This is a genomic window from Streptomyces sp. NPDC041968, assembly GCF_055589025.1.
In genome coordinates this window covers 236825-261977 of record NZ_JBVJCB010000004.1, presented here as the reverse complement: position 1 = coordinate 261977, position 25153 = coordinate 236825, and the positions used below count along the sequence as shown (strand labels likewise).

Annotated in this window: 23 protein-coding genes; 6 read left to right on the top strand and 17 right to left on the bottom strand. The window is 74.6% G+C overall.

Annotation, left to right across the window (positions count from 1 at the left end; all coding sequences use genetic code 11):
* The first annotated feature begins 187 nt into the window (after positions 1-187).
* From ACZ6EG_RS12185 to ACZ6EG_RS12175, 3 genes are read left to right on the top strand one after another with little or no spacing between them, the layout of a single operon-like run.
* Positions 188-559 carry a hypothetical protein gene (locus ACZ6EG_RS12185; protein WP_469603927.1) on the top strand — a complete coding sequence of 124 codons (372 nt, stop codon included), beginning with the start codon at positions 188-190 and terminating at the stop codon, positions 557-559.
* Positions 556-1983: a tetratricopeptide repeat protein gene (locus ACZ6EG_RS12180; RefSeq protein WP_469603924.1), complete on the top strand. Its 1428-nt coding sequence runs from the start codon at positions 556-558 to the stop codon at positions 1981-1983. Before ACZ6EG_RS12185 ends, ACZ6EG_RS12180 begins: the two co-directional genes overlap by 4 nt.
* Positions 1984-2031: 48 nt before the next feature.
* Complete coding sequence (locus ACZ6EG_RS12175) at positions 2032-2946, top strand: polysaccharide pyruvyl transferase family protein (RefSeq protein ID WP_469603922.1); 915 nt, start codon at positions 2032-2034, stop codon at positions 2944-2946.
* Between the two features lie 62 nt (positions 2947-3008).
* On the opposite strand, the gene ACZ6EG_RS12170 is transcribed toward ACZ6EG_RS12175, so the two are convergent.
* The 12 genes from ACZ6EG_RS12170 to ACZ6EG_RS12115 form a co-directional block, all read right to left on the bottom strand.
* Positions 3009-3905 (bottom strand): glycosyltransferase family 2 protein, encoded by an 897-nt coding sequence (locus tag ACZ6EG_RS12170; RefSeq protein ID WP_469603919.1) that lies wholly within the window; start codon positions 3903-3905, stop codon positions 3009-3011.
* The gene (locus ACZ6EG_RS12165; RefSeq protein WP_391968525.1) at positions 3902-4882 is read right to left on the bottom strand and encodes a glycosyltransferase family 2 protein; all 981 of its coding nucleotides are present in this window, start codon (positions 4880-4882) and stop codon (positions 3902-3904) included. The genes ACZ6EG_RS12170 and ACZ6EG_RS12165 overlap by 4 nt, the downstream gene beginning before the upstream one ends.
* Positions 4879-5862 (bottom strand): glycosyltransferase family 9 protein, encoded by a 984-nt coding sequence (locus ACZ6EG_RS12160; protein ID WP_391968526.1) that lies wholly within the window; start codon positions 5860-5862, stop codon positions 4879-4881. The genes ACZ6EG_RS12165 and ACZ6EG_RS12160 overlap by 4 nt, the downstream gene beginning before the upstream one ends.
* Positions 5859-7229, bottom strand: coding sequence for a D-glycero-beta-D-manno-heptose 1-phosphate adenylyltransferase (rfaE2, locus tag ACZ6EG_RS12155; RefSeq protein WP_391968527.1), 1371 nt, complete (start codon positions 7227-7229; stop codon positions 5859-5861). Before rfaE2 ends, ACZ6EG_RS12160 begins: the two co-directional genes overlap by 4 nt.
* An 8-nt stretch (positions 7230-7237) precedes the next feature.
* The gene (locus ACZ6EG_RS12150) at positions 7238-7837 is read right to left on the bottom strand and encodes a D-sedoheptulose-7-phosphate isomerase (RefSeq protein ID WP_391968528.1); all 600 of its coding nucleotides are present in this window, start codon (positions 7835-7837) and stop codon (positions 7238-7240) included.
* Positions 7837-9054 (bottom strand): glycosyltransferase family 4 protein, encoded by a 1218-nt coding sequence (locus tag ACZ6EG_RS12145; protein ID WP_469603914.1) that lies wholly within the window; start codon positions 9052-9054, stop codon positions 7837-7839. Before ACZ6EG_RS12145 ends, ACZ6EG_RS12150 begins: the two co-directional genes overlap by 1 nt.
* Positions 9051-10001, bottom strand: coding sequence for a glycosyltransferase (locus tag ACZ6EG_RS12140; protein WP_391968530.1), 951 nt, complete (start codon positions 9999-10001; stop codon positions 9051-9053). Before ACZ6EG_RS12140 ends, ACZ6EG_RS12145 begins: the two co-directional genes overlap by 4 nt.
* A complete protein-coding gene (locus ACZ6EG_RS12135) occupies positions 9998-10987 on the bottom strand; it encodes a glycosyltransferase family 9 protein (protein ID WP_391968531.1) in 990 nt (329 codons plus the stop codon). Before ACZ6EG_RS12135 ends, ACZ6EG_RS12140 begins: the two co-directional genes overlap by 4 nt.
* Positions 10984-11604 (bottom strand): D-glycero-alpha-D-manno-heptose-1,7-bisphosphate 7-phosphatase, encoded by a 621-nt coding sequence (locus ACZ6EG_RS12130; RefSeq protein WP_391968532.1) that lies wholly within the window; start codon positions 11602-11604, stop codon positions 10984-10986. The genes ACZ6EG_RS12135 and ACZ6EG_RS12130 overlap by 4 nt, the downstream gene beginning before the upstream one ends.
* Positions 11601-12635: a glycosyltransferase gene (locus ACZ6EG_RS12125; RefSeq protein ID WP_391968533.1), complete on the bottom strand. Its 1035-nt coding sequence runs from the start codon at positions 12633-12635 to the stop codon at positions 11601-11603. The genes ACZ6EG_RS12130 and ACZ6EG_RS12125 overlap by 4 nt, the downstream gene beginning before the upstream one ends.
* The gene (locus ACZ6EG_RS12120; RefSeq protein ID WP_469603909.1) at positions 12632-14266 is read right to left on the bottom strand and encodes a carbamoyltransferase family protein; all 1635 of its coding nucleotides are present in this window, start codon (positions 14264-14266) and stop codon (positions 12632-12634) included. Before ACZ6EG_RS12120 ends, ACZ6EG_RS12125 begins: the two co-directional genes overlap by 4 nt.
* A gap of 191 nt (positions 14267-14457) precedes the next feature.
* The gene (locus tag ACZ6EG_RS12115; protein WP_391968535.1) at positions 14458-15450 is read right to left on the bottom strand and encodes an NAD-dependent epimerase/dehydratase family protein; all 993 of its coding nucleotides are present in this window, start codon (positions 15448-15450) and stop codon (positions 14458-14460) included.
* 161 nt (positions 15451-15611) lie between these two features.
* Between ACZ6EG_RS12115 and ACZ6EG_RS12110 the strand changes: the two genes are divergently transcribed.
* From ACZ6EG_RS12110 to ACZ6EG_RS12100, 3 genes are all read left to right on the top strand, one after another.
* Positions 15612-16370: a polysaccharide deacetylase family protein gene (locus ACZ6EG_RS12110; protein ID WP_391968717.1), complete on the top strand. Its 759-nt coding sequence runs from the start codon at positions 15612-15614 to the stop codon at positions 16368-16370.
* 46 nt (positions 16371-16416) lie between these two features.
* The gene (locus tag ACZ6EG_RS12105; protein WP_391968536.1) at positions 16417-16860 is read left to right on the top strand and encodes an SRPBCC family protein; all 444 of its coding nucleotides are present in this window, start codon (positions 16417-16419) and stop codon (positions 16858-16860) included.
* Between the two features lie 85 nt (positions 16861-16945).
* Positions 16946-17812, top strand: coding sequence for an endonuclease/exonuclease/phosphatase family protein (locus ACZ6EG_RS12100; RefSeq protein WP_469603904.1), 867 nt, complete (start codon positions 16946-16948; stop codon positions 17810-17812).
* Positions 17813-18192: 380 nt separating this feature from the next.
* Here ACZ6EG_RS12100 and ACZ6EG_RS12095 read toward each other — a convergent pair whose 3' ends face one another.
* From ACZ6EG_RS12095 to ACZ6EG_RS12075, 5 genes are all read right to left on the bottom strand, one after another.
* Positions 18193-19347: an XdhC family protein gene (locus ACZ6EG_RS12095; protein WP_469603901.1), complete on the bottom strand. Its 1155-nt coding sequence runs from the start codon at positions 19345-19347 to the stop codon at positions 18193-18195.
* A gap of 50 nt (positions 19348-19397) precedes the next feature.
* The gene (locus ACZ6EG_RS12090; protein ID WP_391968539.1) at positions 19398-20855 is read right to left on the bottom strand and encodes an NCS2 family permease; all 1458 of its coding nucleotides are present in this window, start codon (positions 20853-20855) and stop codon (positions 19398-19400) included.
* Between the two features lie 220 nt (positions 20856-21075).
* On the bottom strand, positions 21076-23460 hold the full coding sequence (locus ACZ6EG_RS12085; RefSeq protein ID WP_391968540.1) for a xanthine dehydrogenase family protein molybdopterin-binding subunit: 2385 nt from the start codon (positions 23458-23460) through the stop codon (positions 21076-21078).
* A 2-nt stretch (positions 23461-23462) separates the two neighbouring features.
* Positions 23463-24062 carry a (2Fe-2S)-binding protein gene (locus ACZ6EG_RS12080; protein WP_469603898.1) on the bottom strand — a complete coding sequence of 200 codons (600 nt, stop codon included), beginning with the start codon at positions 24060-24062 and terminating at the stop codon, positions 23463-23465.
* Positions 24062-24952 carry an FAD binding domain-containing protein gene (locus ACZ6EG_RS12075; protein WP_391968542.1) on the bottom strand — a complete coding sequence of 297 codons (891 nt, stop codon included), beginning with the start codon at positions 24950-24952 and terminating at the stop codon, positions 24062-24064. The genes ACZ6EG_RS12080 and ACZ6EG_RS12075 overlap by 1 nt, the downstream gene beginning before the upstream one ends.
* Positions 24953-25153 lie beyond the last annotated feature (201 nt).

Sequence of the window (25153 nt, the reverse complement as noted above, 5' to 3'; positions counted from 1 at the left end):
TGCCGCCCCTGAGCTGCTGAACAACGGTGTGGCGCGGTGGGATCGGTGGCCGGGGGAGTGCGGGGCGGCGCGGACGCCGTGCGCGGCACGGTCGCGCCGCCCCGCACCCGCTTCGCGCGTGCCGGCGACCGTCGGCACGGTCCGGGACAGGAAGTCGCCCAGGAAGTCACATGGGAGAGGTGATCCGATGACCGCAGACGCGACCCGCCGGCCGCGGAGCGTGACGCTGGCGGTGGTGCTGCTGATCCTCGGCACGTTCGTGGCGGGTTCGACGGCGGTAGGTCCGGACGAGGCGCCGGCCCTCGCGGTCCTGCTCGGCGCGGCCTGCCTCTGGTTCGCCGTGCGTGCGGGCCGTGGGCGGCGGATCGCCCGCACCACGGTCACCTGCCTGACCGCGCTGATGCTCGCGCTGGTGATGCCGTTCGCGCTCGACGACGAGCTGTACGGCGGGGCCACCCTGCTGTTCGCGGCCCTCCTGGCGGTCTCCGGTGTGGTCCTTCTGTACCGGCCGGCCGCCGACGCGTACGTCCGTGCCCGCAGTGAGGAGGCCGGGACGTGACCCGGACGCCGTTCCACGAACCGGAGTACCCGGGGCCCGACTGGCCGCCGCCCGCCCCGCCTCGTCCCCCTCGGGAGCCCGATCCGCTCGCCGTCGCCGTCGGCAACGCCTCACTGCTGGGCGCGGGGTACCTGATGCTGGGGCGCCGGGGGCTGTTCTGGGCCGCCGCGCCGGTCACCGGCTCGCTGTTGTGGCTCACGTTCTCGACGGCCGAGACCTGGTGCGAGTTGCTCCTGCTGCTGTGGTGGGCGGTGTGCGTGGAGCACGGTCGGCGGCTGGCACGGCGGGGCCCGGCGGCGGGCGCCCGGCGCGGACAGCGGGTGCTGGCGCTGGCTCTCGCCCTCCCCGTGCTGGCGACCGCGGGGTGGCTGCGGCTCGACGCCCACGGAATCGAGGACGCCGTCGTCGAGGCCCGCGAGGACGGGGACTGCGCCGCCGTGGTGGACGCCCAGGGCCGGGTGGGGGTCGGCCACCGGCTCGCCGCCGCACCGGTGGCCGCGCGGGGCGACACGGCGGTCGAGACGTGCGAGCGGCTGGACACGGCCGCCGGGTATCTCAGCGGCGGACTGACCGGTGACCTGGACATGCTGACGACCGGTTACGCGCGGCTCGGCTCGGTCCTCCGGGAGCCCGGAAACGACCGGACGGTCGAGGCGACCCTGCAGCACTTCCTCGGACGGCTGCCCACCGACGACGGCTGCCTGACCGTACGGATCGCGGACTGGCTCCGGGACCGCGGGAGGGAGCCGAAGTCCCTGCTCGGACCCTCCGCCGCCACCGCGGCCCGGATAGCGCCCGGGGCACTGATGGAGTGCGGCGACGCCCTCATGACCGAGGAGGAGTGGGCGGACGCGCGCGACCGCTACCGGCGGCTGCTCGACGAGCACCCCGGCGACGACCGCGCGCAGGCCGCCCGCGAGGGGATCACGAAGGCCGGTCTGGCCATCGACCTGGACCGGGTCAGGCAACTGGTGACGGAAGCGGACAGCATGCGCACGGGGTACTGCCGGGAGCCGGCGAAGTACGCGCGGGCTCCCGCTCCCCGCAAGGGCGCGAACCGCGCCCTGTTCGTCGGTGACACCGAGTACACGGCCATGCTGCCCGAGGCGTGGCGGGCCGGTGACGCGGCCGGCGCCGCGCTGGTGGTCTGCGCGGACGGGACGGAGGCGGGGGACGTCGTCGAGACGTGCCGGTACCGGGGCCACGGGGGAGGCGTCCACAGCGTCACCTTCAACAAGCTGGCGGTCCGGGTGAAGGCCTACGCGCTGCGCACCGGCACGGTGGTGGCCGACCGCACGGTGCAGATCGGCGGTTCGAGCTGTCCGGGCGTCCTCAGGTACTTCGGCAGTGTGCCCTCGCGGCAGGCCGTCACCCCGTCGGCCGCCGACGTGCGCAAGGCCTTCGGGCCGGTGGTGGGGCGCTGACCGGCCTTTGGTGGTTGCCGGGACCCGGGACGGGCACCCGGGGGCACTGTGCACGGACGAGACAGGACCCTGGTGACCGGCTGGTTCAGCTTCCTGCACGGGGAGGCGACCGCCGGGGACGTGCTGGCGCTGCGGCGGGTGGAGGCGGTGCTGCGGGACGCGGGGCTCGCGTACGACGTCGTGTGGAGCCCCGGGTTCCGGCCCGGGGGCGTCCATTTCGCGGACGTGGACCCCGGCGCGTACACACGGCTGGTCTTCGTGTGCGGGCCCGTACACGGACGGCAGGTCGAGGAGCTGCACCGCAGGTTCGCGCACTGCGTGCGGATCGCGGTCGGCGTCTCCGTCGTCGACCCCGCATCGCCGGCCGCCTCCGGCTTCCACCAGGTGCTCGCCCGGGACGCCGCCGGCACCGCGCCGACCCTGGACCTCGCGGCCCGCGCGCCCGCGCCGACCGCCCCGCCGGTCGTGGGGGTGGTCCTCACCCACGGGCAGCACGAGTACGGGGACCGGCGGCGGCATGCCGAGGCCGCCGCGGGGCTGACGCGCTGGCTGGCCGGCAAGGACTGCGCGCGGCTGGAGCTGGAGACCCGGCTCGATGCCCACGACTGGCGGCTGTGCGGCACACCCGCCCAGCTGGAGTCCGTACTCGCCCGGCTGGACCTGGTCGTGACCGACCGGCTGCACGGGCTGGTCCTGGCGCTGCGGGCGGGAACGCCCGCACTGGCGGTGGACCCGGTCGCGGGCGGCGCGAAGGTGACGGCACAGGCCCGCGCCTGCGGCTGGCCGGCCCTGCTGCCCGCCGAGCGGCTGGCGGCGGACGGACTGGAGCACTGGTGGGACTGGTGCCTGACCCGTGGCCGGGAGGAGGCCCTGCGGATCGGCGCCGGCTTCCGGTCGGCGGACGCGGCCGAGGACACCGCGGACGCGCTGGTGGCGGCGCTGGGAGGGGGGCCGGTCGGCTGACCCCCGCTGCCACGCAGGGGCCGGTGGCGGCGCTGGGAGTGGGGCCGGTCAGCCGGTGCCGGTCAGCCGGTGTAGCTGCGGGCCGTCGAGTCGCGCTGGGCGGGTTCCAGGGCGCGCAGGCGGGCCTCGACCTCGGGCGGCAGCACCCGGCGTTCGCGGAGCACCCACGGCAGGGCGGCCGTCGCCTCGGCGAAGGCGCGCAGGGACGCGGTGTCGCGGGGGACGGTGCGGGCCAGGTGGAGGGTGCGGCGCAGGGCGGGGCCGGCCGGGCGGCGCAGCCAAGTGAACCACAGCGTGTTGCGGATGCCGTGCGCCCGTCGCAGCGTCGAGTCCCGTGCTCGTGAGGGCTGGTGGTGGATCGTCAGGTGGTCGGCGTACGTCAGCCACCAGCCGTTCGCCGCCAGGTCCGCGGCGAGCAGCTCCTCCTCGCCGCCCAGCCACAGCCGGGGGTGGAAGCCGCCCGCGGCCCGGAAGGCGTCGGTGCGCAGCACGGTCGCGGCGGCCAGGAAGGACCCGAGGGCCGGTCCCGGGAGCCAGTCCGGGCGGGGCACGGGCGAGTCGCGCAGCTCCTTGACGATCGGGTCCTCGGTGCCGCCCGGTTCGACGACGATGCGGGCGGTGACCGCCCCGACCGCCGGGTGCCGGTCGAGCAGATCGGCGGCCCCGGACAGGGAGCCGGGCGCCCACCAGGAGTCGTCGTCGCAGAAGGCCACGTAGGGCGTGCGGACCTGCCGCACCGCCAGGTTGCGGCCGACGGCGCCCAGGTTGCTACCGGGGCGCAGGAGCGCGACGTGCGGGTGGTGGTGGGCGACGGCGGAGGCGGTGCCGTCCGTGGAGGCGTTGTCGGTGACGATGACCTGCGGTGCTTCGGGGAGTCCGGCGAGGTGGCCGAGGGTGCGCAGGAGTTCGCGGCGCCGGTTGTGGGTGATGACGACGACGGTGGTCCGGGCGTCGGTCATGGGGGCGCTCCGGCGGTGCCGTCGGCACCCTCGCGTCCGTCGAGGAGGCGGGCGGCCCGCTCCACGTGCGGGGGCAGGGGTCTGCGGGCGCGCAGGGCGGCGGGCAGGCGGGTGAGCGTCTCCCGCAGGGCGCGCCGGGCGTGCGGGTCGTGGCGTGCTTCGACGGCGAGGGCGCGGGTGCGGGCGAGGGCGTGCGGGAGGGGGCGGCGCAGCCAGGCGGTGAGCAGGGCGTTGCGGCGTACGACGGCCGGGCGGTCGGCGCGGGGAGCGGGGTCCGGGTGGTGATGGGCGGTCACGTCGGGGCAGTGCGTGACGCCCCAGCCGCGGGAGGCCAGGTCGTAGGCGAGGAGGGTCTCCTCGCCGCCGAAGAAGAGCAGGGGGTGGTAGCCGCCCGCGTCCAGGTAGGCGGTGCGCCGGGCGACGGCGGCGCAGGCGAGGAAACCGAGCACCTGCGTGCCGGGCAGGTCGGCGGCGCGGCCGAGGGGGGACCCGGCGAGCAGGTCGTTGAGGGGGTCCGCGTCCTCGGCCGGGCCCACGAGGACGCGGGCGGCGACCAGGCCCAGTCGCGGGTGCTCGTCGAACAGCCCGGCCGCGGTGCCGAGCGCGCCGGGCGCCCACCAGGAGTCGTCGTCGCTGAACGCCACGTACGGGGTGTCGAGGGCGCGGACCCCGTGGGTGCGGGCGAGGGCGCCCCGGTTGAAGGGCAGGGAGACCACGCGCACCTGGGGGAAGTCGCGGGCCAGCATGGCGCGGGTGCCGTCGGTGGAGGCGTTGTCGACGACGAGGACCTCGGGCCGCTCGGGCAGGGCGAGCAGGTTCCGCACGGTGACGGCGAGGCTCGCACGGCGGTTGCGGGTCGCGACGACGATGCCGACGGGGGCGACCGCGGAGGGATCGGCGGGGGGCCGTTCGCGGGTGGCCGGCAGTCCGTGCGGCCCGGCCTGTTCCGGGGCGTGGTGCGGCGTGCCGTGGTTCATGGTGCCTCTTCCAGGACGCCCGGGGCGTCGAGTGCGGCCAGGACGTCCTCGGCACGGATGCGCAGCAGCGCGGGGTCGGTCGCGCGGCCGTGCGGGTCGCCGTCCGGGCCGGGGTGCCACAGGGCGCGGTGACGGGGATGGTCGGGCGGGCCCCAGCGGCTGGGCGGGACCGGGCCGAAGAGGGTGACGGAGGGGGTGGCGTGGGCGACGGCGAGGTGGGCGACGCCGGTGTCGCCGCTGACGACGACGCCGGCTCCGGCGACCAGGGCGGAGAGCCGGTCGAGGGGCAGGCCGCCGCCGAACACGTCCGTGTCGGGCAGGTGGGCGAGCTTGGCCAGCCTCGCCACCAGGTCGCCCTCCGCCGCTCCCCCGGTCACGACGACCCGGTGCCGCCGTGCGCGCAGCGCCTCGGCGACGGTCGCGTACCGCTCCACGGGCCAGCAGCGGGAGGGGGCGCCGGCGCCGGGGTGCAGAACAGCGGCGCCGGGGGCGGGGGCCGGCGTCCCGGGGCGGGGCAGTCGCAGGTCGGCCGGGTCGGCGTCGATGCCGTAGGACCGCAGCAGACGGCACCAGCGGTCGCGCTCGTGCTCCTCGGCGTACCAGGGCGGCCCGTCCACCTCGGGCGTCCGCGGGTGGGCGAACGCCAGCAGCCTCAGCGGGCGCAGCCCCGCCAGGAGACGGTGGCTGAGTGGTCCGTTGCCGTGCAGGTCGACGGCGACGTCCGGGGGCGGTCCGGTCCAGTCGAGGGTGCGCGGGACGGCGCGGCCGGGTGCGGCGGCGGGCAGCAGCCGGTCCACGGCTCCCGTCGCCGCGACCAGCGGCGCCAGCTCGGCGGGGGCGGCCAGCACCAGCTCGTGCCCCGGATACGCCCGACGCAGCGCGCGCAGCGCGGGCACCCCGGCGAGCAGGTCCCCGAGCCCGAGGGCACGCAGGACGAGCAGCCGCGGACGGGCACCACCGGTCGGGGGGTGCCGGGTCATCGGACCCCCTCCGCCGCCCGGGCCAGCAGGGCCGTGGAGGAGCGGCCGTCCAGGTAGGGCAGGAGGACCGCCTGGCCGCCCCACTCCTGGAGGAGCGCGGCCTCGGGGAGGTCCGCGCCCGCGTAGTCGCCGCCCTTGACCCAGACATCGGGGCGCAGGTCGCCGAGGAGGCGTTCGGGGGTGTCCTCGTCGAAGACGGCGACGGCGTCGACGCAGGCCAGGGCGCGCAGCACGCGGACGCGGTCGGCGAGGGGGTTGACGGGGCGGCCGTCGCCCTTGCGGCGCCGTACGGAGGCGTCGGAGTTGACGCAGACGACGAGGCAGTCGCCGAGCCGCCGGGCGGCCTGGAGGAGACCGACGTGGCCGGCGTGCAGCAGGTCGAAGCAACCGCCCGCGGCGACCACCGTGCCGTGCTGGGCGCGGACCCGGGCGGTCAGGGCCCGCGGGTCGCCGGAGTCGGTGTCCGGGGCGGACGCCGGGCCGGAGCCGGCCGGGGGCAGGGCGCCGGCCCCGCCCGCGGCGACGAACGCCGTCGCGGCGCCCACCGCGCCCTCGACGGCCTCCCCCACCAGCGCCCCGTCGGCGAGCAGTCCGGCGGCGGTGGCGGCGAACCGGTCCCCCGCGCCGCACGCGTCGCCGTGATGGGCGCCCGGGGCGGGGACCAGCAGCGGGTGTTCGCCGTACGAGAGGAGGGCGCCGCGGGAGCCCAGGGTCACCGTCACCGCGGCCACCCGCCAGTCGCGCACCAGCGCGGCGGCGGCGAGGGCGGCGGTGCGCAGCCCTCCGCCCGCCCGGCCGTCCCGGGGCGCGAAGCCGTGCGCCTCCTTCTCGGCCGGTGTCACCAGCCGGGTGCCGGGCACCGGCGGGCCCCCGCGCGGGTGCGGGTCCCAGACCAGCGGCGGGCGCGCGGCCAGTACGTCGCGCAGGGCGTCGGCGGCGCCGCGGCCGTAGTCGGAGACGAGGACCGCGCGGGCGTCGCGCAGCGCGGCGCGGGCCTCCTCGGTGGCCTCGTGGACCCGGCCGCCGCCGCGGTCGAGGCGGACGACGGGGCTGCCCTGCGCCAGCACGCGGGTCTTCTCGGGCACCGTTCCGGTGAGCGGGAGGGGAACCAGCGTCAGCCAGGGTTCGAGGAGTTCGCGCAGGGCGAGGCCGGCCGGGTCGTCACCCAGGCCGGTGATCAGCGTGACCTCGCGGCCGTCGCGGGCGGCGAGGTACGCGGCGAGGGCCGCTCCCCCGGGCCGTACGCGTTCCGCGCACTCGGCGACCACCGGGACCGGCGCGTCGGGGGCGAGCCGGTCGGCCGAGCCGGTGAGGTCGCGGTCGAGGAGGGCGTCGCCGACGACGACCAGGGGGGTCCGGTCGGCCATGCGTTCCGTCACCTCCGCCGTCCCGTGCCGCGCACGCCCCGTTCGAGGGCCGCGTCGAAGGCCGCGCAGATCATGTGCACGGCGACCAGGTGGATCTCCTGGACGGTGGCCGTCGAGGGGGCGGCCACGCACAGGGACTCGTCGCTGCCCGCCATGAGGGGGTTGGGTTCACAGCCGGTCAGCGCCCACACCCGCACCCCGGCGGCGCGTGCGGCGTCCGCGGCGGAGAGCAGGTTGGCACTGGCACCGCTGGTGGAGAGCATCATCAGGACGTCGCCCTCGCGGCCGTGGGCCCGGACCTGGCGGGCGAACACCTCGTCGACGCCGTAGTCGTTGGCGATGGCGGTGGTGCTGGAGGTGTCGGCGTGCAGGGCGATCGCGGAGAACGGCGGCCGGTCGTCGCGGTAGCGGCCGACGATCTCGGCGGTCAGGTGCTGGGCCTGGGCGGCGCTGCCGCCGTTGCCCGCGGCCAGCAGCCGGCCGCCGCCGGAGAGTACGGCGGCGAGCCGCCGGCCCCAGCGTTCGGTGATGTGCGCGGAGGCGCGGAACGCCCCCAGCGCTTCCTGGAGTTCGTCGCAGTGCTCGACGACGGGCGGGTGAACGGTCATCACGCCACCTCCTTCGACAGTGCGTGGTCGGCGAGGGTCAGGCGGTAGACCTGTTCCGCGCCGTCGGCGACGCGCGCCCAGGTGTAGTGCCTGAGGACGCGTTCGCGGCCGTTCCTGCCGTACTGGCGGCGCAGCCGTTCGTCGGCGAGGAGTTCCCGGGCGGCTTCCGCGACGGCGTCCGGGTCCCGCGGGGTGACCAGGCGGCCCGTGGTGCCGTCGGCTACGGAGTCGCGGTGGCCGCCGACGTCGGTGGCGAGGACCGGCACGCCGCAGGCCATCGCCTCCAGCGGCACGATGCCGAACGGCTCGTAGAGGGGGGTGCAGAGCACCAGGTCGGTGCTGCGGAGCAGGGCGGGCATGTCGTCCGGGTCGACGGCGCCGAGCAGCCGGACCCGGTCGGCGACGCCGGCGCGGTGGGCGAGCGCGGTCAGGCGCCGGGCCTCCGGGTCGGCGCCGACGGCTCCGGCGGGCGGGCCGCCGGCGATCAGGAGTTCGGTGTCGGGGATGTGGGCCAGGGCGCGGACGGCCTGGTCAAAGCCCTTGCGGGGTACGAGCCGGCCGCAGGCGAGCAGGCGGTGGCGCCGGCGTCTCTCGGGGGTGCGGCCGGTGTCGGCGGCGGGGTGGAAGTGCTCGACGTCCACGCCGCAGGGCACCACGGAGATCTGCCGGGGCGGTACGCCCATGTCGCCGAGTTCGACGACCTCGTCGGTGCAGGTGGCCAGGACCCGTTCGCAGGCGCGGCCGAGCTGCCGTTCGATGCCGACGCGCTCGTACGGGCTGGTGTCCCGCAGGCCCTGGTGGCGCCGCTTGACGGTGCCGAGGGCGTGGAAGGTCTGCACGAGCGGGATGCCGTGCGGGCGGGTGCCGATCTGCGCGGCCATGCCGGACATCCAGAAGTGGGCGTGCACCACGTCGGGCCGCCCTTTCGCCCAGGCCCGGGCCAGGTGGGCGCCGAAGGCGGGCATGTGCGGGAAGAGTTCGTCCTTGGGGACGGCCGTGGGTGGTCCGGCGGGCACGTGCTCGACGACCGCGCCGCCGGGCAGGGGCACCCGGTCGGGCAGGTCGGTGGCGTCCCGGCGGGTGTAGACCGTGACGTCGTGGCCGCGCTTGGCCAACTCCTCGGTGAGGCAGGCCACGTAGACGTTCTGTCCACCGGCGTCGACGCCGCCGAGCGCGGCGAGGGGGCTCGCGTGCTCGGACACCATGGCGATCCTCATCGGGTCACCTCCTTCAGCAGCCGCTCCCAGTCGTCCAGGAAGCGGGACAGCCCGTAGCGGGCGAGGGCCGCCGCGCGGGCTTCCTCGCCGACCGTCCGCGCGTGCGCCCGGTCGGCGAGGAAGCCGCGTACGGCGTCGGTCAGTACGTCGATGCGGTTGGAGACGACCCCGGCGCCCGGGGGGACGGCCTCGGTCACCTCGGTGGTGGCGAGGGCGACCACCGGCATGCCCAGGTGCATGGCCTCCAGCAGGGACAGGCCGAGGGAGGTCCAGCGGACGGGGTGGACGTAGACGCGGCGGCGGGCCAGTTCGGTGTGCAGGTCGGCCTGGGGGACGTCCTGGGTGCGGCAGCGGTCGGGGGCGACACCGAGGTGCTCGGCGAGCTGCTCGGTGCGCATGCCGAACACGTCGAGCGGGGCGGCCCGGGCGAACTCGGGGAGCAGGTCCGTGCCGGTCGTGCGCCCGCGCCGGACGGGTTCGTTGACGACGACGGCGGCGCGTTCCAGCTCGCCGGTCCAGCGGTGGCCGGGGTCGATGATGCCGTGCTCGACGACGGCCGTCTCGGCGGGTCCCGCGTCCCACATCAGCCGGTTGAAGTGGGTGACGTGGACGAGGGTGGTGCCGGGGAGGTCCGCGGCGGGGTGGCGGGTGTCGGGCACGTTCCCGTCGGGGGCGTTGTGTTCCAGGTAGACGAGCGGGGGGCGGCGGCCGAGCCACCGGTCGGCCAGGGCGAGTTCGTGCGGCCGCTGGAGGATCACGAGGTCGATGTGCTCGTCGCGCAGTCGCTCCGGCTCCACTTCGATCACGGAGTCGGGCCAGTCCCAGGTGCGGGCGCGGCCGAGGCCGTCGGGTCCGCGGTCCGGGGTGACGGGGACGAGGTAGGTGTGCGGGCCCTGCACGAAGGCCGTGGTCCACGACCCGTGCACGTGCCAGATGAGGATCCTCATGCCTCCCCCAGGAGTTTCTCGACGGCGGCGGCCACGTCGGTCGCCGTGACGGTGTTCAGGCAGGGGTGGCCGGGGACGGGGCAGTCCCGGGCCCTGCTGTCGGCGCAGGGCGCGTCCTGGTCGCCGAGCAGGAGGTACGGGACGCCGTACGGCCGCCAGCGCTCCGCCGGTACGACGGGCGCGAACAGGGACACGACCGGGGTGCCGACGGCGGCGGCGAGGTGGGCGGGTGCCGTGTTGCCGGTGACGACGACGCTCGCGCCCGCGAGGACGCCGGACAGCTCCGGGGCCTCGGTGCGGCCGCCGAGGTCGGTGCCGTGCCCGCCCGCGACATGGGCGGTGAGGTCGCGCTCGTCGGGGCCGCCGGTGACGAGCACCCGGTGCCCGGCGGCAGCCAGTTCGCGTACGGCCTCGGCGGCGCGGTCCGGGCTCCAGGCACGGGCGGGGACGCTGGCGCCGGGGTGGAGGACGACGTAGGGGCCGGGGCCGGTGAGGTCCTCGGTGCGGGGCGGCGCGTGCACCCGCAGCCGTCCGTCGTCGGGCCGGGGGAAGCCGGCGGCCTCGGCGAGGTCGAGCGCCGCCTCCACCTCGTGGGCGTGCGGGGCGCGCCGGTGGCGCAGGTCGAGCAGCGAGCCGGGGTAGTCGACGCTGTCCGCGGCGATGTGCCGGACGCCGGCGAGGCGCAGCACCAGGGCGGTGGGCAGCGGGGACTGGTGGAAGGAGGTGAGGACCAGCGCGGTGTCGGCGTCGATGCGGTCCACGAGCGCGTCGATGTCCTCGCGGCTGACGTCGGGCGGCCGGAACCCGCCCCAGGGGGCGTCCCACACCAGGACCTCGTCCACGCCGGGCAGCAGCCGGGCGGCGGGTGCGCCGCGCGAGCCGCACAGCAGGGTGACGTGGTCGGCCCGCGCGGCCACGGCCCGTACGGCGGGCCCGGCGAGCAGGACGTCGCCGAAGCTGTCGAGCCGGGTGACGATCGCCTTCATCGCGTCCTCCGGCGGGTGTCGGCGACGGGACGCCGCCGGGACGCCCCGGCCCCGGCGGGGGCACCGCTCCCGGCGTCCGCCGGGGTGCGGACCGGGGGCGCGGCGTCGAGCAGCGCTCGTACGGCGGTGAGCAGGTCGGGGGCGACGTGGGGCGCGGCGGCGGTCTCCTCGGGGCGGGTCCGGGTGTTGGGGACGAGGATGCCGTGGGCACCCGCCCGTGCGGCGGCCTCGGTGTCGGCGCCGATGTCGCCGATGACGACGCAGTCGGCGGGGGTGGCGCCGAGGCGGTCCGCCGCGTGGAGGACCAGGCCGGGCTGCGGCTTGCGGCAGCGGCAGCCGTCGTCGGGGCCGTGCGGGCAGATCGCCCAGACGTCGAAGGGGCCGACGAGGTCGTCGATCCGCCGGTTGACGTGGCGGACGTCGGTCTCGCTGATCAGGCCGCGGGCGACGCCGGACTGGTTGGTGACGACGCCGACGCGGACGCCGTGGGCGCGCAGCAGCGCGACCGCCTCGCGGGCGCCGTCGACGGGCCGGACCCGTTCGGGGTCGCCGTTGTAGGGGACGTCGTGGACGAGGGTGCCGTCGCGGTCGAAGAGCACGGCCTGGACGGGGCTCATGCGGCCACCTCCCGCCAGGCGGGGGCGGAGCGGTGCCGCCACAGTCCGCTCAGCCGGTGCCAGGTCGCGGCGGCGGGGATGAGCGCGCTGGTGACCAGCATGGTGGTGACCTCCTGGCGGGTGCGGGGGCCCGGGGCGATCCGCGCCCAGGCGAACTCGGCGGTGCCCGCGGCCCAGCCCAGGCCGGCGGCCGCGGCGGCCCGGGGGCGGCCGGCGGCGGCGAGGGCGACGGCGGCGGCACCGGCCGCGGTGATCGCCGCGTGACGCCTGATCCGGCCTCTGGGCGCCACCGCCTTGGCCCACCACTCGGGGCCGTGCAGCCGCCGCATCAGGGCGTCGTCGGCGTTGCCCCTCTGCTGCTTCAGGGAGACCCAGCGGGAGGCGGGGCGCACGGGGTGGCGGGTGGTGCGGCGGCCCCGCCGGATGCGCCAGCCCGCGTCGAGGACGCGCAGCGCGAGGTCGGCGTCCTCACGGAAGGCCCGGGTGAAGCGTTCGTCGAAGCCGTGGACCTCTTTGAGCACGTCGGTGCGGTAGGCCATGTCGGCGGTGATCCACCGGGCCCGCGCGAGGCCGGCGGTGCCGCGCTCCCAGTCGGTGGGCGGGCGCTCGCCGGGCAGCGGAACGGCGATCACGCCCTGCACCGCGCCCGTGTCGGGCGGGGCCTCGGCGAGGTCCTGCATCAGCTGGTCGCGCCAGTGCGGGCCGACCTGGACGTCGTCGTCGAGGAAGGCGGTCCAGGGCGCGGTGACCGCGCGGATGCCGGTGTTGCGGGCGGCGGCGGGCCCCCGGCCCCCGCTGCGCAGCACCACGGTGCGTTCGCGCAGGTCGCCGAGGACGGTCAGCGAGTGCTCCAGGTCGGCCGGGTCGGCGTCGGGCGCGGGCCGGTCGTCGACGAGGACGATCTCGTCGGGGCCGGGCCCGTGCGCGGCGGCCAGCGCGGCCAGGCAGTCGGCCAGCGTGTGGCGTACGAGGGTGGGGACGACGACGGCGTACCCGGTCAGGGACGCGCCGGTCGCGGGTGTGCCGGTCATGCGAACGCCCTCCCCCGGCGCACCGCGAACGGGCCGATGGCCAGCAGGTCCACGGGTGCGGAGCCGAAGCACTCCAGCGCGTCGCGCGGGTCGTCGACCATGGGCCGGCCGGCGGTGTTGAGGCTGGTGTTGACGACGACGGGCAGCCCGGTGCGCCGTTCGAAGGCGGTGAGCATCCGGGCGACGAGGGGTTCGCGGCGCTCCTCGACGGTCTGGATGCGGGCGGTGCCGTCGACGTGGACGACGGCCGGGATGCGGTCGCGCCACGCGGGGGCGACCTCGTGCACGAAGAGCATGTACGGGCTGGGGATCGGGCCGGTGAAGAGGTCGGCGGCGCGGTCGGCCAGCACCATGGGCGCCACCGGCCGGAACTCCTCGCGGCCCTTGACGTGGTTGAGCCGCTCCAGGTTCTCCGCGCGGCCCGGGTGCGCCATCAGGGAGCGGTGCCCGAGGGCGCGCGGCCCGAACTCGCTGCGGCCCTGGAACCAGGCGACGACGCCGTCGCGGGCGAGTTCCTCGGCGACCGTCTCCGCGATGTCGTCGGGTTCCTCGTACGGGATCGCGGCCGTCTCCAGCCAGGCGCGGATCTCCTCGTCGCTCCAGCCGCGGCCCAGGTCGGCGCCCGGCATGGGCTCGGGGACGGCCGTCTGGGCGGCCACGTGCAGGGCGGCGCCGAGGGCCGTGCCCGCGTCGCCGGCGGCGGGCTGCACCCACACCTGCCGGTACGGGCCGCGGGCGGCGATCTTCGAGTTGGCGACGCAGTTGAGGGCGACGCCGCCCGCCATGGTGAGGGCCTCTCCCTGGGCCTCGCGGTGCAGCCAGTGGACGAGTTCGAGGAGCAGTTCCTCCACTGCCGCCTGGGTGCTCGCGGCGAGGTCGGCGTGGTCCCGCGTCCAGTCCTCGCCCTTGGCGCGGGCCGGGGCGAGGGCCGCCCAGTCGACGCCGTGGGCGCGAAAGCCGCCGTCGCCGGTGGCGTGCACGTGCTCGCGCAGGCGGGCGAGGTGGCGGGGGGTGCCGTAGGAGGCGAGGGCCATCACCTTGTACTCGTCGCTGCTGCGCAGGAAGCCGAGGTGCTCGGTCAGTTCCTCGTAGACCAGGCCCAGCGAGTGCGGGAGGGCCTGGGCGACGAGGGTGTCGAGCTTGCCGTCGCGGTAGCGGCCGGCCAGGTGGGAGGCGGACTCGCCGCGCCCGTCGAGGACGAGGACGTCGTTGTCGGGGTGGGGCGAGGCCGGCCCGGCGGAAGCGGCGTGCGCCACGTGGTGCGGGACGAAGACGACCTGGTCGGGGTCGAGCCCGGGCAGTGCCTCGGCGAGGAACTCGGGCGCCCGGCGGGCGTACTCCAGGCGGAGCGGGTCCCAGGGGTCGTCCAGGCCCATGTCGCGGGCGGGCCGGGCCAGTTTCGGGTCGAAGGAGTAGGCGACGGCGTCCAGCTCCTCGGCCCGTACCCCGGCGTGTTCCAGGCACCACCGCGCCGACAGCTCCGGCACCTCCCACGCGGAGAAGGGCACCGGGCGCTTGCCGTGCTTGCGGCGGCTGAAGCGCTCTTCCTCGGCGGCCGCGACGGTGCGGCCGTCGACGACGAGGGCGGCGGCCGGGTCGTGGAACAGGGCGTTGATACCGAGGATGCGCATGGGGCTCGCTCCGTCCCGGGGGACTGCTGCTGGGGTTCGTCTGGCGTCGCGGGTGCCGCCACGCACCAGCCTCAAACACTTGAAGTCAGCTCAATTGCGCAAAAGAACGGACAAATCACCGAGTGTGAGCGCAACAGCGCCCCCTCCCGCCGTTCCCAAGGCCCCCGCCGCCCCCCGCCGCCCCCGTGGGCCTACGCGGCGACGGAGTGCGCGAACCAGCCGATGGTCCGCTCCAGCCCCTCGCTCCACCCGACCCGCGGCCGCCACCCGAGCCGCTCCCGCGCCAGGGTGGTGTCCGGCCTGCGCCGGCCCGGGTCGTCGACGGGGCGGTCGACGAAGCGGATGCGGGAGCCGGAGCCGGTGAGCTCGACGACACGGCGGGCCAGTTCCAGCATGGTGATCTCGTCCGCGCCGCCGATGTTCATCGGCCCGGTCTCCCCTGACGCGGCGAGGGCCAGGACGCCCTCGACGGTGTCGTCGACGTAGCACAGGGAGCGGGTCTGGCCACCGTCGCCGGCGACCGTGAGCGGCATGCCGTCCAGTGCCTGCGCGATGAAGGTGGGGACGGCGCGGCCGTCACCGGTGCGCATGCGGGGGCCGTAGGTGTTGAAGATGCGGACGATGGCGGCGTCGGTGCCGTGCACCTGGCGGTGGGCGGTGACCAGGGCCTCGGCGAAGCGCTTGGACTCGTCGTAGACGCTGCGCGGGCCGATCGGGTTGACGTTGCCCCAGTACGTCTCGCGCTGCGGGTGCTCCAGCGGGTCGCCGTAGACCTCGGAGGTGGAGGCGAGCAGGAAGCGGGCGCCGTCGGCCCGGGCCCGTTCCAGGGCGTTGCGGGTGCCGGTGCTGCCGACGTCGAGGGTCTCCAGGGGCAGCCGGAGGTAGTCGGCGGGCGAGGCGGGACAGGCGAAGTGCAGGACCAGGTCGAACCGCCCGGGCAGGCCGCGCAGGGCCGCCGGGTCGGTGGCGTCGGCGTGGACGAAGCGGAAGCCACGGTGCCGTTCGAGGTCGGCGACATTGGTGCGCGAACCGGTGGCCAGGTTGTCGAGGCACACGACGTCGGTGCCGGTGCCGAGCAGCCGGCCGCACAGGTGGGAGCCCACGAATCCGGCACCGCCGGTCACCAGGGCCCGGTGCCAGACACGTCTGCTCACGGGGCTGCCGCCCACGGGGGTCTCGCTCACGGGTCTCTCCTCGCTCTCACCGTCACTTGCGTGTCGGCTGAGTAACCCTGCGCACGCCCCCACTACCCCGAACTGCCATTCGAGGGGCACTATGAACCCCGTCTATACACGCTATGTATATTCCCCGCATGCCTTCGCTGACCAAGAAGCTGAACAAGAAGATGACGAAAACGGGGACCGGGTTGCGTGCGGTCGCGGCTCTCGCGGCCGCCGCCTCACTCGCGCTGAGCGGCTGCACGAGACTGGAGACGACCTCCCCCAGCTCCGTCAGGAGCGCGGCGGGCGCCCAGGCACGGGCCGAGTTCGGCACGGTCGACTGCGGCCGCGTCAAGTGCATCGCGCTGACCTTCGACGCCGGACCCAGCGAGCACTCCGCGCGGCTCCTCGACATACTCAAGGAGAAACAGGTCCCGGCGACCTTCTTCCTGCTCGGCAGACGGCACATCGACACCTATCCCGAGCTGGTCAGACGCATGGCCGACGAGGGCCACGAGGTGGCCAGCCACACCTGGACGCACCAGATCCTCACGGACGCCGAACCGGACGAGATACGCGAGGAACTGGAGCGCCCCAACAGGGCGATAGAGCGCCTGACCGGGCAGCGCCCGACCCTGATGCGCCCGCCGCAGGGCCGCACGAACGACACGGTGCACGAGATCTGCCGGGAGCTGGGGCTGGCGGAGGTGCTGTGGAGCGTGACCGCCAAGGACTACCAGACCGACGACTCCGACCTGATCACCGAACGCGTCCTCGACCAGTCGTCCCGGGACGGCATCATCCTGCTCCACGACCTCTACGACGGCACCGTCCCGGCCGTGCCCGGCATCATCGACGCGCTCAAGGCGCGGGGCTACGTCTTCGTGACGGTGCCCCAGCTACTGGCGCCCGGGAAGGCCGAACCGGGCAAGGTGTACCGCTAGGGCCTGTTGCGAGGTGTCCTCGGGGTCGGTTCCCTACGATCGTGACGTGGTCACCTTCTCGCTCGAACGTACCGCCCCGCTCCCCCTGGACGAGGCATGGCGCCGGCTCACCACCTGGCAGCGGCACGGCGATGTCGTGCCGCTCACCCGGGTCACCGTCGCCACGCCCGGGCCCACCCGCGCGGGCACGGTGATCGTGGCCCGTACCGGCACCGGTCCGCTCGCCTTCGACGACCGCATGGAGGTGACGGTCTGGCGGCCCCCGCTGGAGGACGACACCCCCGGCCTGTGCCGACTGGAGAAGCGCGGCCGGCTGGTCCGGGGCTGGGCCGAGATCGAGGTCCGCCCGGGCCCCGGAGGCCGGGCCCGCGTCCTGTGGCGCGAGGAGCTGAGCGTCCGCCCGCTGCCCTCCCTCTTCGACGGCGTCCTCGGCAGGTCGGGCCGGTACGTCTTCGGCCGCGCGGTCAACCACCTCCTGCGCCACCCGTGAACCACCGGTTGCGGACGGGGGACGGCTCGCGGACGAGTTCGCGCCGCGCACCGCGCCACCGGCGTTTCCCGCGTACGGTGCCGACATGTCACCCCGAGCGCGCGTCCTCGTGCAACTGCCCCTCACCGCTGCCCTGTTGACGGTGGCTCTGGCGGCCCCGCCCGCCTCCGCCCACCAGGGCCCCCCGGCCCCCCTGCGCGTCGCCACCTACAACATCCACGCCGGGATCGGATCGGACGGCGTCTTCGACCTGGACCGGCAGGTGGCCGCGCTGCGCGCGCTCGACGCGGACGTGATCGGCCTCCAGGAGGTCGACGTGCACTGGGGCGCGCGCAGCCAGGAACTCGACATCGCGGGCGAGTTGGCGCGGCGGCTCGGGATGCGGGTGTCGTTCGCGCCGATCTACAGCCTCGACCCGGTGGAGGCCGGGGGCCCGCGGCGCGAGTACGGCGTGGCCGTCCTCTCCCGCTTCCCGGTCCGTTCGGAGGCCAACCACGAGATCACGCGCCTGTCCACGCAGGACGAGAACCCGGTGCCGGCCCCCGCGCCCGGATTCGGCGAGGTGACGCTCAAGGTGCGCGGAGTGCCGGTGCAGGTGTTCGTGACGCACCTCGACTACCGGCCGGACCCGGCGGTCCGGGAGGCGCAGGTGGCCGACACCCGCCGCATCATGGCCCGGGAGCGGGCGGCGCTGCCGGGGGTGCGCCAGGTCCTGCTCGGCGACTTCAACGCGGAGCCCTCGGCACCCGAACTCCAGCCGCTCTGGGCGGACCTGCGCGACGCCGGTCCGCGCACCGGCGGCACGTACCCGGCCGCGGCCCCCGTGAAGCGCATCGACTACGTGGCGGTGGGCGAGGGCGTGCGGGCGCGCGGCGCGTCCGTGCCGGACGAGGCCGAGGCCTCGGACCACCGGCCGGTGGTCGCGGAGGTGTCACTTACGAGGTCGAGGTGAGGGTCAGCTTCCTGCGCTCGCCCGCGGCGCGAGGCGGCTCGTGAAGCCACTCGACAGGGGCGGTTCGTACGCGCGGAGCACTCCGTCCGGCACGTCTTGCGTGATCATGAAGCCTTGCGCGGGATAGATCAGCAAGCGCGTCGCGAGTGGTGCGGCTGGTCGCTCCGGTGAAGACGACCAGCGGCATCATGCCCCGGTGGTACAGATCGGCGGTCGTTGCCGCGACGCCGAGGTCGTGCGAGTCCTCCGTGGAGGACCTCTTCAGCACGCTGCTCGACAAGCTGGGCTTCCCCCCAGACCGCTGACCTGTCGTCTGCACCATGAGAAGCGTCAGCCAAGCAGAGCGGCTGAGTGATCTGGCCTGAACGGACGGCACCCGGTCAGGCCACCGATCCGATCCTCCCCGCCGGGGACGCCGTCGGGCCGTCGTGGTGGATCGGGGTGTGGGCGCCGGTCAGGGAGGCGCCGGTGCCCCCGCGGCGGGTCGCGATGATCTCGGCGGCGATGGAGAGGGCCGTCTCCTCGGGGGTGCGGGCGCCGAGGTCGAGGCCGATGGGTGACCTGAGGCGGTTCAGCTCCAGGTCGCTCACGCCGACCTCCCGCAGCCGGGCGTTGCGTTCCAGGTGGGTGCGGCGGGAACCCATCGCGCCGACGTACGCCACCGGCAGGCGCAGGGCGAGCCGCAGCAGCGGTACGTCGAACTTGGCGTCGTGGGTCAGGACGCACAGCACCGTCCGCGCGTCCACGTCGGTGCGGGCCAGGTACTCGTGCGGCCACTCGACGACGATCTCGTCCGCATCGGGGAAGCGGACGGCCGTGGCGAAGACGGGGCGCGCGTCGCACACCGTCACGTGGTAGCCGAGGAACTTGCCGGCCCGGACCAGCGCGGAGGCGAAGTCGATCGCACCGAAGACGATCATGCGGGGTGCCGGGACCGAGGACTCGATCAGCAGCGTGAGCGGTGCTCCGCAACGCGAGCCCTGCTCTCCGATCTCCAGGGTGCCGGTGCGCCCGGCGTCCAGGAAGGCGCCGGCCTCGGCGGCCACCGTGCGGTCCAGCTCGGGGTGGGCGCCGAAACCGCCCTCGTGCGAGCCGTCGGGGCGGACGAGGAGGGCGCGGCCAGTCAGTTCCGCCGGACCGCTCACGATCCGTGCCACCGCCGCCGCCTCCCCCCGCGCGGCGGCGGCGAGCGCGGCGGCGTACACCGGGCGGGCGGGATCGGCCGCCCGTACCGGTGTGACCAGGATGTCGATGACACCGCCGCAGGTCAGCCCCACGGCGAAGGCGTCCTCGTCGCTGTAGCCGAAGCGTTCGAGCACGGTTTCGCCGTCCTCCAGGGCCTGCCGGCACAGCTCGTACACGGCCCCCTCCACGCAGCCGCCGGACACCGAGCCGATCACCGTGCCGTCGGCGTCCACCGCGAGGGCGGCGCCGGGCTGGCGGGGCGCGCTGCCGCCGACGGCCACCACGGTGGCCACGGCGACGTCGCGTCCGTGCTCGACCCACCGGTCCAGCTCTTCGGCAATGTCCAGCATCTGTCGGTCTCCTTGGACAAGGGGTACGGGAAGGGTTCCCGATGCGGCGGCTAGTGCACGCCCAGCCAGCTCTCGATCGGGTTGAGGGCGAAGTAGACGACGAAGATCACCGTCAGGGCCCACATGAAGACGCCGATCTCCCGGGCCTTGCCCTGGGCGACCTTGATGGCGACGTAGGAGATCACACCGGCCGCGACGCCCGCCGTGATGGAGTACGTGAACGGCATCAGGACGACGGTCAGGAAGACCGGGATCGCGGTGGCCCGGTCGGCCCAGTCCACGTGCCGGGCGTTCATCATCATCATCGCGCCGATGACCACCAGGGCGGCCGAGGCGACCTCCTGGGGCACGATCGCGGTGATCGGCGTGAAGAACAGGCAGGCCGCGAAGAACAGGCCGGTGACGACCGAGGCGAGCCCGGTACGGGCGCCCTCGCCGACGCCGGTCGCGGACTCGACGAAGACGGTCTGGCCGGAGCCGCCCGCCACGCCGCCGATGGCACCGCCCGCGCCGTCGATGAACAGCGCCTTGGACAGGCCCGGCATGCGGCCCTTGTCGTCGGCGAGCTTGGCCTCGGTGCCGACGCCGATGATGGTGGCCATCGCGTCGAAGAACCCGGCCAGCACCAGCGTGAAGACGATCATGCCGACCGTCATCGCGCCGACCTCGCCCCAGCCGCCGAACTCCAGCTCGCCGAAGAGCGAGAAGTCCGGCATGGAGACCGCGCTGCCGTGCAGCTCGGGGGCGCCGTTGGCCCACTGCTCGGGGGCGATGACCCCGGTGGCGTTCAGCACGGAGGCGACGACGGTGCCGGCGATGATGCCGATCAGGATCGCGCCGGGGGTGTTGCGCGCCTGGAGCATGAAGATCAGGAGCAGGGTGCCCGCGAAGAGCAGGACGGGCCAGCCGGCGAGTTCACCGGCGGGGCCGAGGGTCAGCGGGGTCGCCTCGCCCGGGTGGACGAAGCCGCCCTTCACCAGGCCGATGATCGCGATGAACAGGCCGATGCCCATGGTGATGCCGTGCTTCAGGGCGAGCGGGATCGCGTTCATGATCATCTCGCGCAGCCCGGTGACCACGAGGAGCATGATCACCACGCCGTACATCACGCACATGCCCATCGCCTGCGGCCAGGTCATCTGGGGCACGACCTGCCCGGCGATCACGCCGGATACCGAGAGCCCGGCGGCCAGGGCGAGCGGCACCTTGCCGACGAAGCCCATCAGGAGCGTGGTGAGCGCCGCCGCGAACGCCGTCGCGGTGATCAGGGCCTTCTGGCCCAGGGTGTCCCCCGCGGCGTCCTTGCCGGACAGGATCACGGGGTTGAGCAGGACGATGTAGGCCATCGCCATGAAGGTGGTGATGCCGCCGCGCACCTCACGCGCGACCGTCGATCCCCGGTGGGATATGTGGAAGTACCGGTCGAGCCAGGACCTGCCGGCGGGGACGCGGGAACCCGCTCCCGCCTCCTCGGCGGTGGTCTTGGGCTCCACGGACTGCTGGGTCATGGGGCCGTCTCCCAAGGTTCAAAGGGGCACCCGCGCGAGTCCGCTGGGGCGGCCGCGGGGATTTGGGATGTGCACGACCCGGGGGACGGCCCGAGACGAACGCATGGGTGGTGGTACGCGTGCGTGGTGCTGCTGCGGGCCCGCGAGCGGAGCGGGACCCGGGGTGTGCTCCGGGCGGCGCGGAGTGTGTGACGTTCCGTGCGCCGCCCGGAGGGTCGGCTCACGCCTTGCCGGTGAGGTGTTCCGGACGTACGGGCGTGCGGTCGAGGGTCAGCCCGGTCGCGTTCCGGATGGCCGCGAGGACCGCCGGGGTGGACGACAGGGTGGGGGCCTCGCCGATGCCGCGCAGCCCGTACGGCGCGTGGTCGTCGGCGAGTTCGAGCACGTCGACGGGGATGGTCGGCGTGTCGAGGATGGTGGGCAGCAGGTAGTCCGTGAAGGACGGGTTCCTGACCTTGGCGGTCTTGGGGTCGACGACGATCTCCTCCATCACCGCGATGCCCATGCCCTGGAGGGTGCCGCCCTGGATCTGGCCGACCACGGAGAGCGGGTTGAGCGCCTTGCCGACGTCCTGGGCGCACGCCAGCTCGACGACCTTGACCAGGCCCAGCTCGGTGTCGACCTCGACGACGGCACGGTGCGCGGCGAAGGAGTACTGGACGTGGCCGTTGCCCTGGCCGGTGCGCAGGTCGAAGGCCTCGGTGGGCCGGTGCCGCCACTCCTCCTCGACCTCGACCGCCTCGCCCTCCAGGACGTCGACCAGGTCGCCGAGGACCTCGCCGCCGTCGGTGACGACCTTGCCGCCCTCCAGGAGCAGCTCGGCGGTGGCCCAGGCCGGGTGGTAGGAGCCGAACTTGCGCCGGCCGATCTCCAGGACCTTCTCGCGGACCAGCTCGCAGGCGTTCTTCACGGCGCCGCCGGTGACGTACGTCTGCCGGGAGGCCGAGGTCGAACCGGCCGAGCCGACCTGCGTGTCGGCCGGGTGGATGGTCACCTGGGTGACGCCCAGCTCGGTGCGGGCGATCTGCGCGTGGACGGTGACGCCGCCCTGGCCGACCTCCGCCATGGCGGTGTGGACCGTGGCGACGGGCTCGCCGCCCACGACCTCCATGCGCACCTTGGCGGTGGAGTAGTCGTCGAAGCCCTCGGAGAAGCCGACGTTCTTGATGCCGACCGCGTAGCCGACGCCCCGGACGACGCCCTCGCCGTGCGTGGTGTTGGACAGGCCGCCCGGCAGCTGGCGCACGTCGGAGCCCTCGCTGGACTCCCACTGGCGCTCGGGGGGAAGGGGCATCGCCTTGACGCGGCGCAGGAGTTCGGCGACCGGGGCGGGCGAGTCGACCGGCTGGCCGGTCGGCATGATGGTGCCCTGTTCCATGGCGTTGATCCGGCGCAGCTCCACCGGGTCCATGCCGAGTTCCTTGGCCACCTTGTCCATCTGCGCCTCGTAGGCGAAGCACGCCTGGACCGCGCCGAAGCCGCGCATGGCGCCGCAGGGCGGGTTGTTGCTGTAGAGGGCGATGGCCTCGATGTCCACGTCGTCGATGACGTACGGGCCGACCGACAGCGAGGAGGCGTTGCCGACGACCGCCGGGGAGGCGGACGCGTAGGCGCCGCCGTCCAGGACGATCCGGCACTTCATGTGGGTGAGCTTGCCGTCCCTGGTGGCGCCGTGCTCGTAGTACAGGCGCGCGGGGTGGCGGTGGACGTGGCCGAAGAAGGACTCGAAGCGGTTGTAGACGATCTTGACGGGCTTGCCGGTGCGCATCGCCAGCAGACAGGCGTGGATCTGCATCGACAGGTCCTCGCGGCCGCCGAACGCCCCGCCGACGCCGGACAGCGTCATGCGCACCTTGTCCTCGGGCAGGCCGAGCACCGGGGCGATCTGCTTCAGGTCGGAGTGCAGCCACTGGGTGGCGACGTACAGCTCGACGCCGCCGTCCTCGGAGGGCACGGCGAGGCCGGACTCGGGGCCGAGGAAGGCCTGGTCCTGCATGCCGAAGTAGTACTCGCCCTTGACGATCACGTCCGCCCGCTTGGCGGCCTCGTCGGCGTCGCCGCGCACGATCGGCTGGCGGTGCACGATGTTGGGGTGCGGGACGTGGCCGATGTGGTGGTCGTCGCGGTTCTCGTGGACGAGGATCGCGTCCGGGGCGGTCGCGGAGGCCTCGTCGGTGATGACGGGCAGCTCCCGGTACTCCACCTTGATCTTGGCGGCGGCGCGGCGCGCGGTCTCCGGGTGGTCGGCGGCGACGATGGCGACCGGCTCGCCGTGGTGGCGGACCTTGCCGTGCGCGAGGACCGGGGTGTCCTGGATCTCCAGGCCGTAGTTGCGGATCTCGGTGGGCAGGTCGTCGTAGGTCATGACGGCGTAGACGCCGGCCATGGCGAGGGCCTCGCCCGTGTCGATGGACACGATCTCGGCGTGGGCGACCGGGGAGCGCAGGATCTGGCCCCAGAGCATGTCCTCGTGCCACATGTCGGACGAGTAGGCGAACTCGCCGGTGACCTTGAGGGTGCCGTCCGGGCGGAGCGTCGACTCGCCGATACCGCCCTTGGTCTTCGAACCCTGGGTGATTTTGGTGGGTGCGCCGTTGGCAGCCATGCTCAGACCCCCTCGGACTGGCGGGCCGCGGCCAGCCGGACCGCGTCCATGATCTTCTCGTAGCCCGTGCAGCGGCACAGGTTGCCCGACAGCGCCTCGCGGATGTCCGCGTCGGTCGGGTTCGGGTTGCGCTCCAGCATCTCGTCGGCGGCGACCAGCAGGCCGGGCGTGCAGAAGCCGCACTGGACGGCGCCGGCGTCGATGAACGCCTGCTGGATGGGCGCGAGTTCGGTGCCCTCGCCGGTCTGCGAGTCGGTGCCCGCGGCCTGCCAGCGCTTGGCCTCGTCGAGCGAGGTGCCCTTGCCCTCGCCACCGCCGCCGCAGGCGCCGCTCGCGCAGCCCTCGGCGCGCTGCTGGGCGAAGTCGGCCAGGCCCTCGACCGTGACGATCTCGCGGCCCTGCGCCTGACCGGCCGCGACCAGACAGGAGCACACCGGCACGCCGTCCAGGCGGACCGTGCAGGAGCCGCACTCGCCCTGCTCGCAGGCGTTCTTGGAGCCGGGCAGGCCGAGCCGCTCGCGCAGGACGTAGAGGAGGGACTCGCCCTCCCACACGTCGTCGGCTTCCTGCGGGCGTCCGTTGACAGTGAAGTTGACGCGCATTACGCGGCTCCCTCCGTGGTGTGGCGGGCGCCGCGGTACGACTCCCAGGTCCAGGTGAGCGTCCGGCGGGCCATCACGCCGACCGCGTGGCGGCGGTAGCTCGCGGTGCCCCGGACGTCGTCGATCGGGTTGCAGGCGGCCGAGCACAGGTCCGCGAACTGCTTGGCCACCGACGGGGTGATGATCTTGCCGTTGTCCCAGAAGCCGCCCTCGTCGAGCGCGGCGTTCAGGAAGTCCTCCGCGGCCTTCGCCCGGACGGGCGTGGGGGCCGCCGAGCCGATGCCGGTGCGGACCGTGCGGGTCTCGGGGTGCAGGGCCAGTCCGAAGGCGCACACGGCGATGACCATGGCGTTGCGGGTGCCGACCTTGGAGAACTGCTGCGGGCCGTCGGCCTTGCGGACGTGCACGGCGCGGATCAGCTCGTCGGGCTCCAGCGCGTTGCGCTTGACGCCCTTGTAGAACTCGTCGATCGGGATGAGGCGCTTGCCGCGCACCGACTCGACCTCGACCTCCCCCCCGGCGGCGAGCAGCGCGGGGTGCGCGTCACCGGCCGGGGAGGCGGTGCCGAGGTTGCCGCCCACGCCGCCGCGGTTACGGATCTGCGGGGAGGCGACCGTGTGCGAGGCGAGGGCGAGTCCGGGGAGTTCGGTGCGGAGGGCGTCCATGATCCGGGTGTACGGGACGGAGGCGCCGAGCCGCACGGAGTCCTCGCCGACCTCCCACTCGCAGAGGTCGCCGATGCGGTTCAGGTCCATCAGGTACTCGGGCCTGCGGTGGTCGAAGTTGATCTCGACCATCACGTCGGTGCCACCCGCAATCGGCACAGCGGTGGGGTGCTCGGCCTTCGCGGCGAGCGCCTCCTCCCAGCTGGCGGGGCGAAGGAAGTCCATGACCGGCTCTCTTCTTCGTCTTCGTCTGGTGGTCGTGCAGATTGAGCCAATCCGTGTGCGGCGGGCCAGGCTCGTTCATGTGCTGTTCACGTGGAGTGGCCTCAGTACACCGCCCGGTGCTCCACCAGGGTCAGTCGCAGAAACCATGAAGGAGTTGGCTGGCCAGCCCAGGCATCTTGTAGATTCGTATGAAAGGAGGTC

Excerpts from the sequence above, each read along its gene's own strand:
- ACZ6EG_RS12110 (WP_391968717.1), top strand. The coding sequence starts at position 15,612 with ATGACGAAAACGGGGACCGGGTTGCGTGCGGTCGCGGCTCTCGCGGCC.
- ACZ6EG_RS12120 (WP_469603909.1), bottom strand. The coding sequence starts at position 14,266 with ATGCGCATCCTCGGTATCAACGCCCTGTTCCACGACCCGGCCGCCGCC.
- ACZ6EG_RS12150 (WP_391968528.1), bottom strand. The coding sequence starts at position 7,837 with ATGACCGTTCACCCGCCCGTCGTCGAGCACTGCGACGAACTCCAGGAA.
- ACZ6EG_RS12075 (WP_391968542.1), bottom strand. The coding sequence starts at position 24,952 with ATGGACTTCCTTCGCCCCGCCAGCTGGGAGGAGGCGCTCGCCGCGAAG.
- ACZ6EG_RS12125 (WP_391968533.1), bottom strand. The coding sequence starts at position 12,635 with ATGACCGGCACACCCGCGACCGGCGCGTCCCTGACCGGGTACGCCGTC.
- ACZ6EG_RS12100 (WP_469603904.1), top strand. The coding sequence starts at position 16,946 with ATGTCACCCCGAGCGCGCGTCCTCGTGCAACTGCCCCTCACCGCTGCC.
- ACZ6EG_RS12170 (WP_469603919.1), bottom strand. The coding sequence starts at position 3,905 with ATGACCGACGCCCGGACCACCGTCGTCGTCATCACCCACAACCGGCGC.
- ACZ6EG_RS12090 (WP_391968539.1), bottom strand. The coding sequence starts at position 20,855 with ATGACCCAGCAGTCCGTGGAGCCCAAGACCACCGCCGAGGAGGCGGGA.
- ACZ6EG_RS12140 (WP_391968530.1), bottom strand. The coding sequence starts at position 10,001 with ATGAGGATCCTCATCTGGCACGTGCACGGGTCGTGGACCACGGCCTTC.
- ACZ6EG_RS12080 (WP_469603898.1), bottom strand. The coding sequence starts at position 24,062 with ATGCGCGTCAACTTCACTGTCAACGGACGCCCGCAGGAAGCCGACGAC.
- ACZ6EG_RS12185 (WP_469603927.1), top strand. The coding sequence starts at position 188 with ATGACCGCAGACGCGACCCGCCGGCCGCGGAGCGTGACGCTGGCGGTG.
- ACZ6EG_RS12085 (WP_391968540.1), bottom strand. The coding sequence starts at position 23,460 with ATGGCTGCCAACGGCGCACCCACCAAAATCACCCAGGGTTCGAAGACC.
- ACZ6EG_RS12160 (WP_391968526.1), bottom strand. The coding sequence starts at position 5,862 with ATGACCCGGCACCCCCCGACCGGTGGTGCCCGTCCGCGGCTGCTCGTC.
- ACZ6EG_RS12165 (WP_391968525.1), bottom strand. The coding sequence starts at position 4,882 with ATGAACCACGGCACGCCGCACCACGCCCCGGAACAGGCCGGGCCGCAC.
- ACZ6EG_RS12130 (WP_391968532.1), bottom strand. The coding sequence starts at position 11,604 with ATGAGCCCCGTCCAGGCCGTGCTCTTCGACCGCGACGGCACCCTCGTC.
- ACZ6EG_RS12145 (WP_469603914.1), bottom strand. The coding sequence starts at position 9,054 with ATGAGGATCGCCATGGTGTCCGAGCACGCGAGCCCCCTCGCCGCGCTC.
- ACZ6EG_RS12135 (WP_391968531.1), bottom strand. The coding sequence starts at position 10,987 with ATGAAGGCGATCGTCACCCGGCTCGACAGCTTCGGCGACGTCCTGCTC.
- ACZ6EG_RS12095 (WP_469603901.1), bottom strand. The coding sequence starts at position 19,347 with ATGCTGGACATTGCCGAAGAGCTGGACCGGTGGGTCGAGCACGGACGC.
- rfaE2 (WP_391968527.1), bottom strand. The coding sequence starts at position 7,229 with ATGGCCGACCGGACCCCCCTGGTCGTCGTCGGCGACGCCCTCCTCGAC.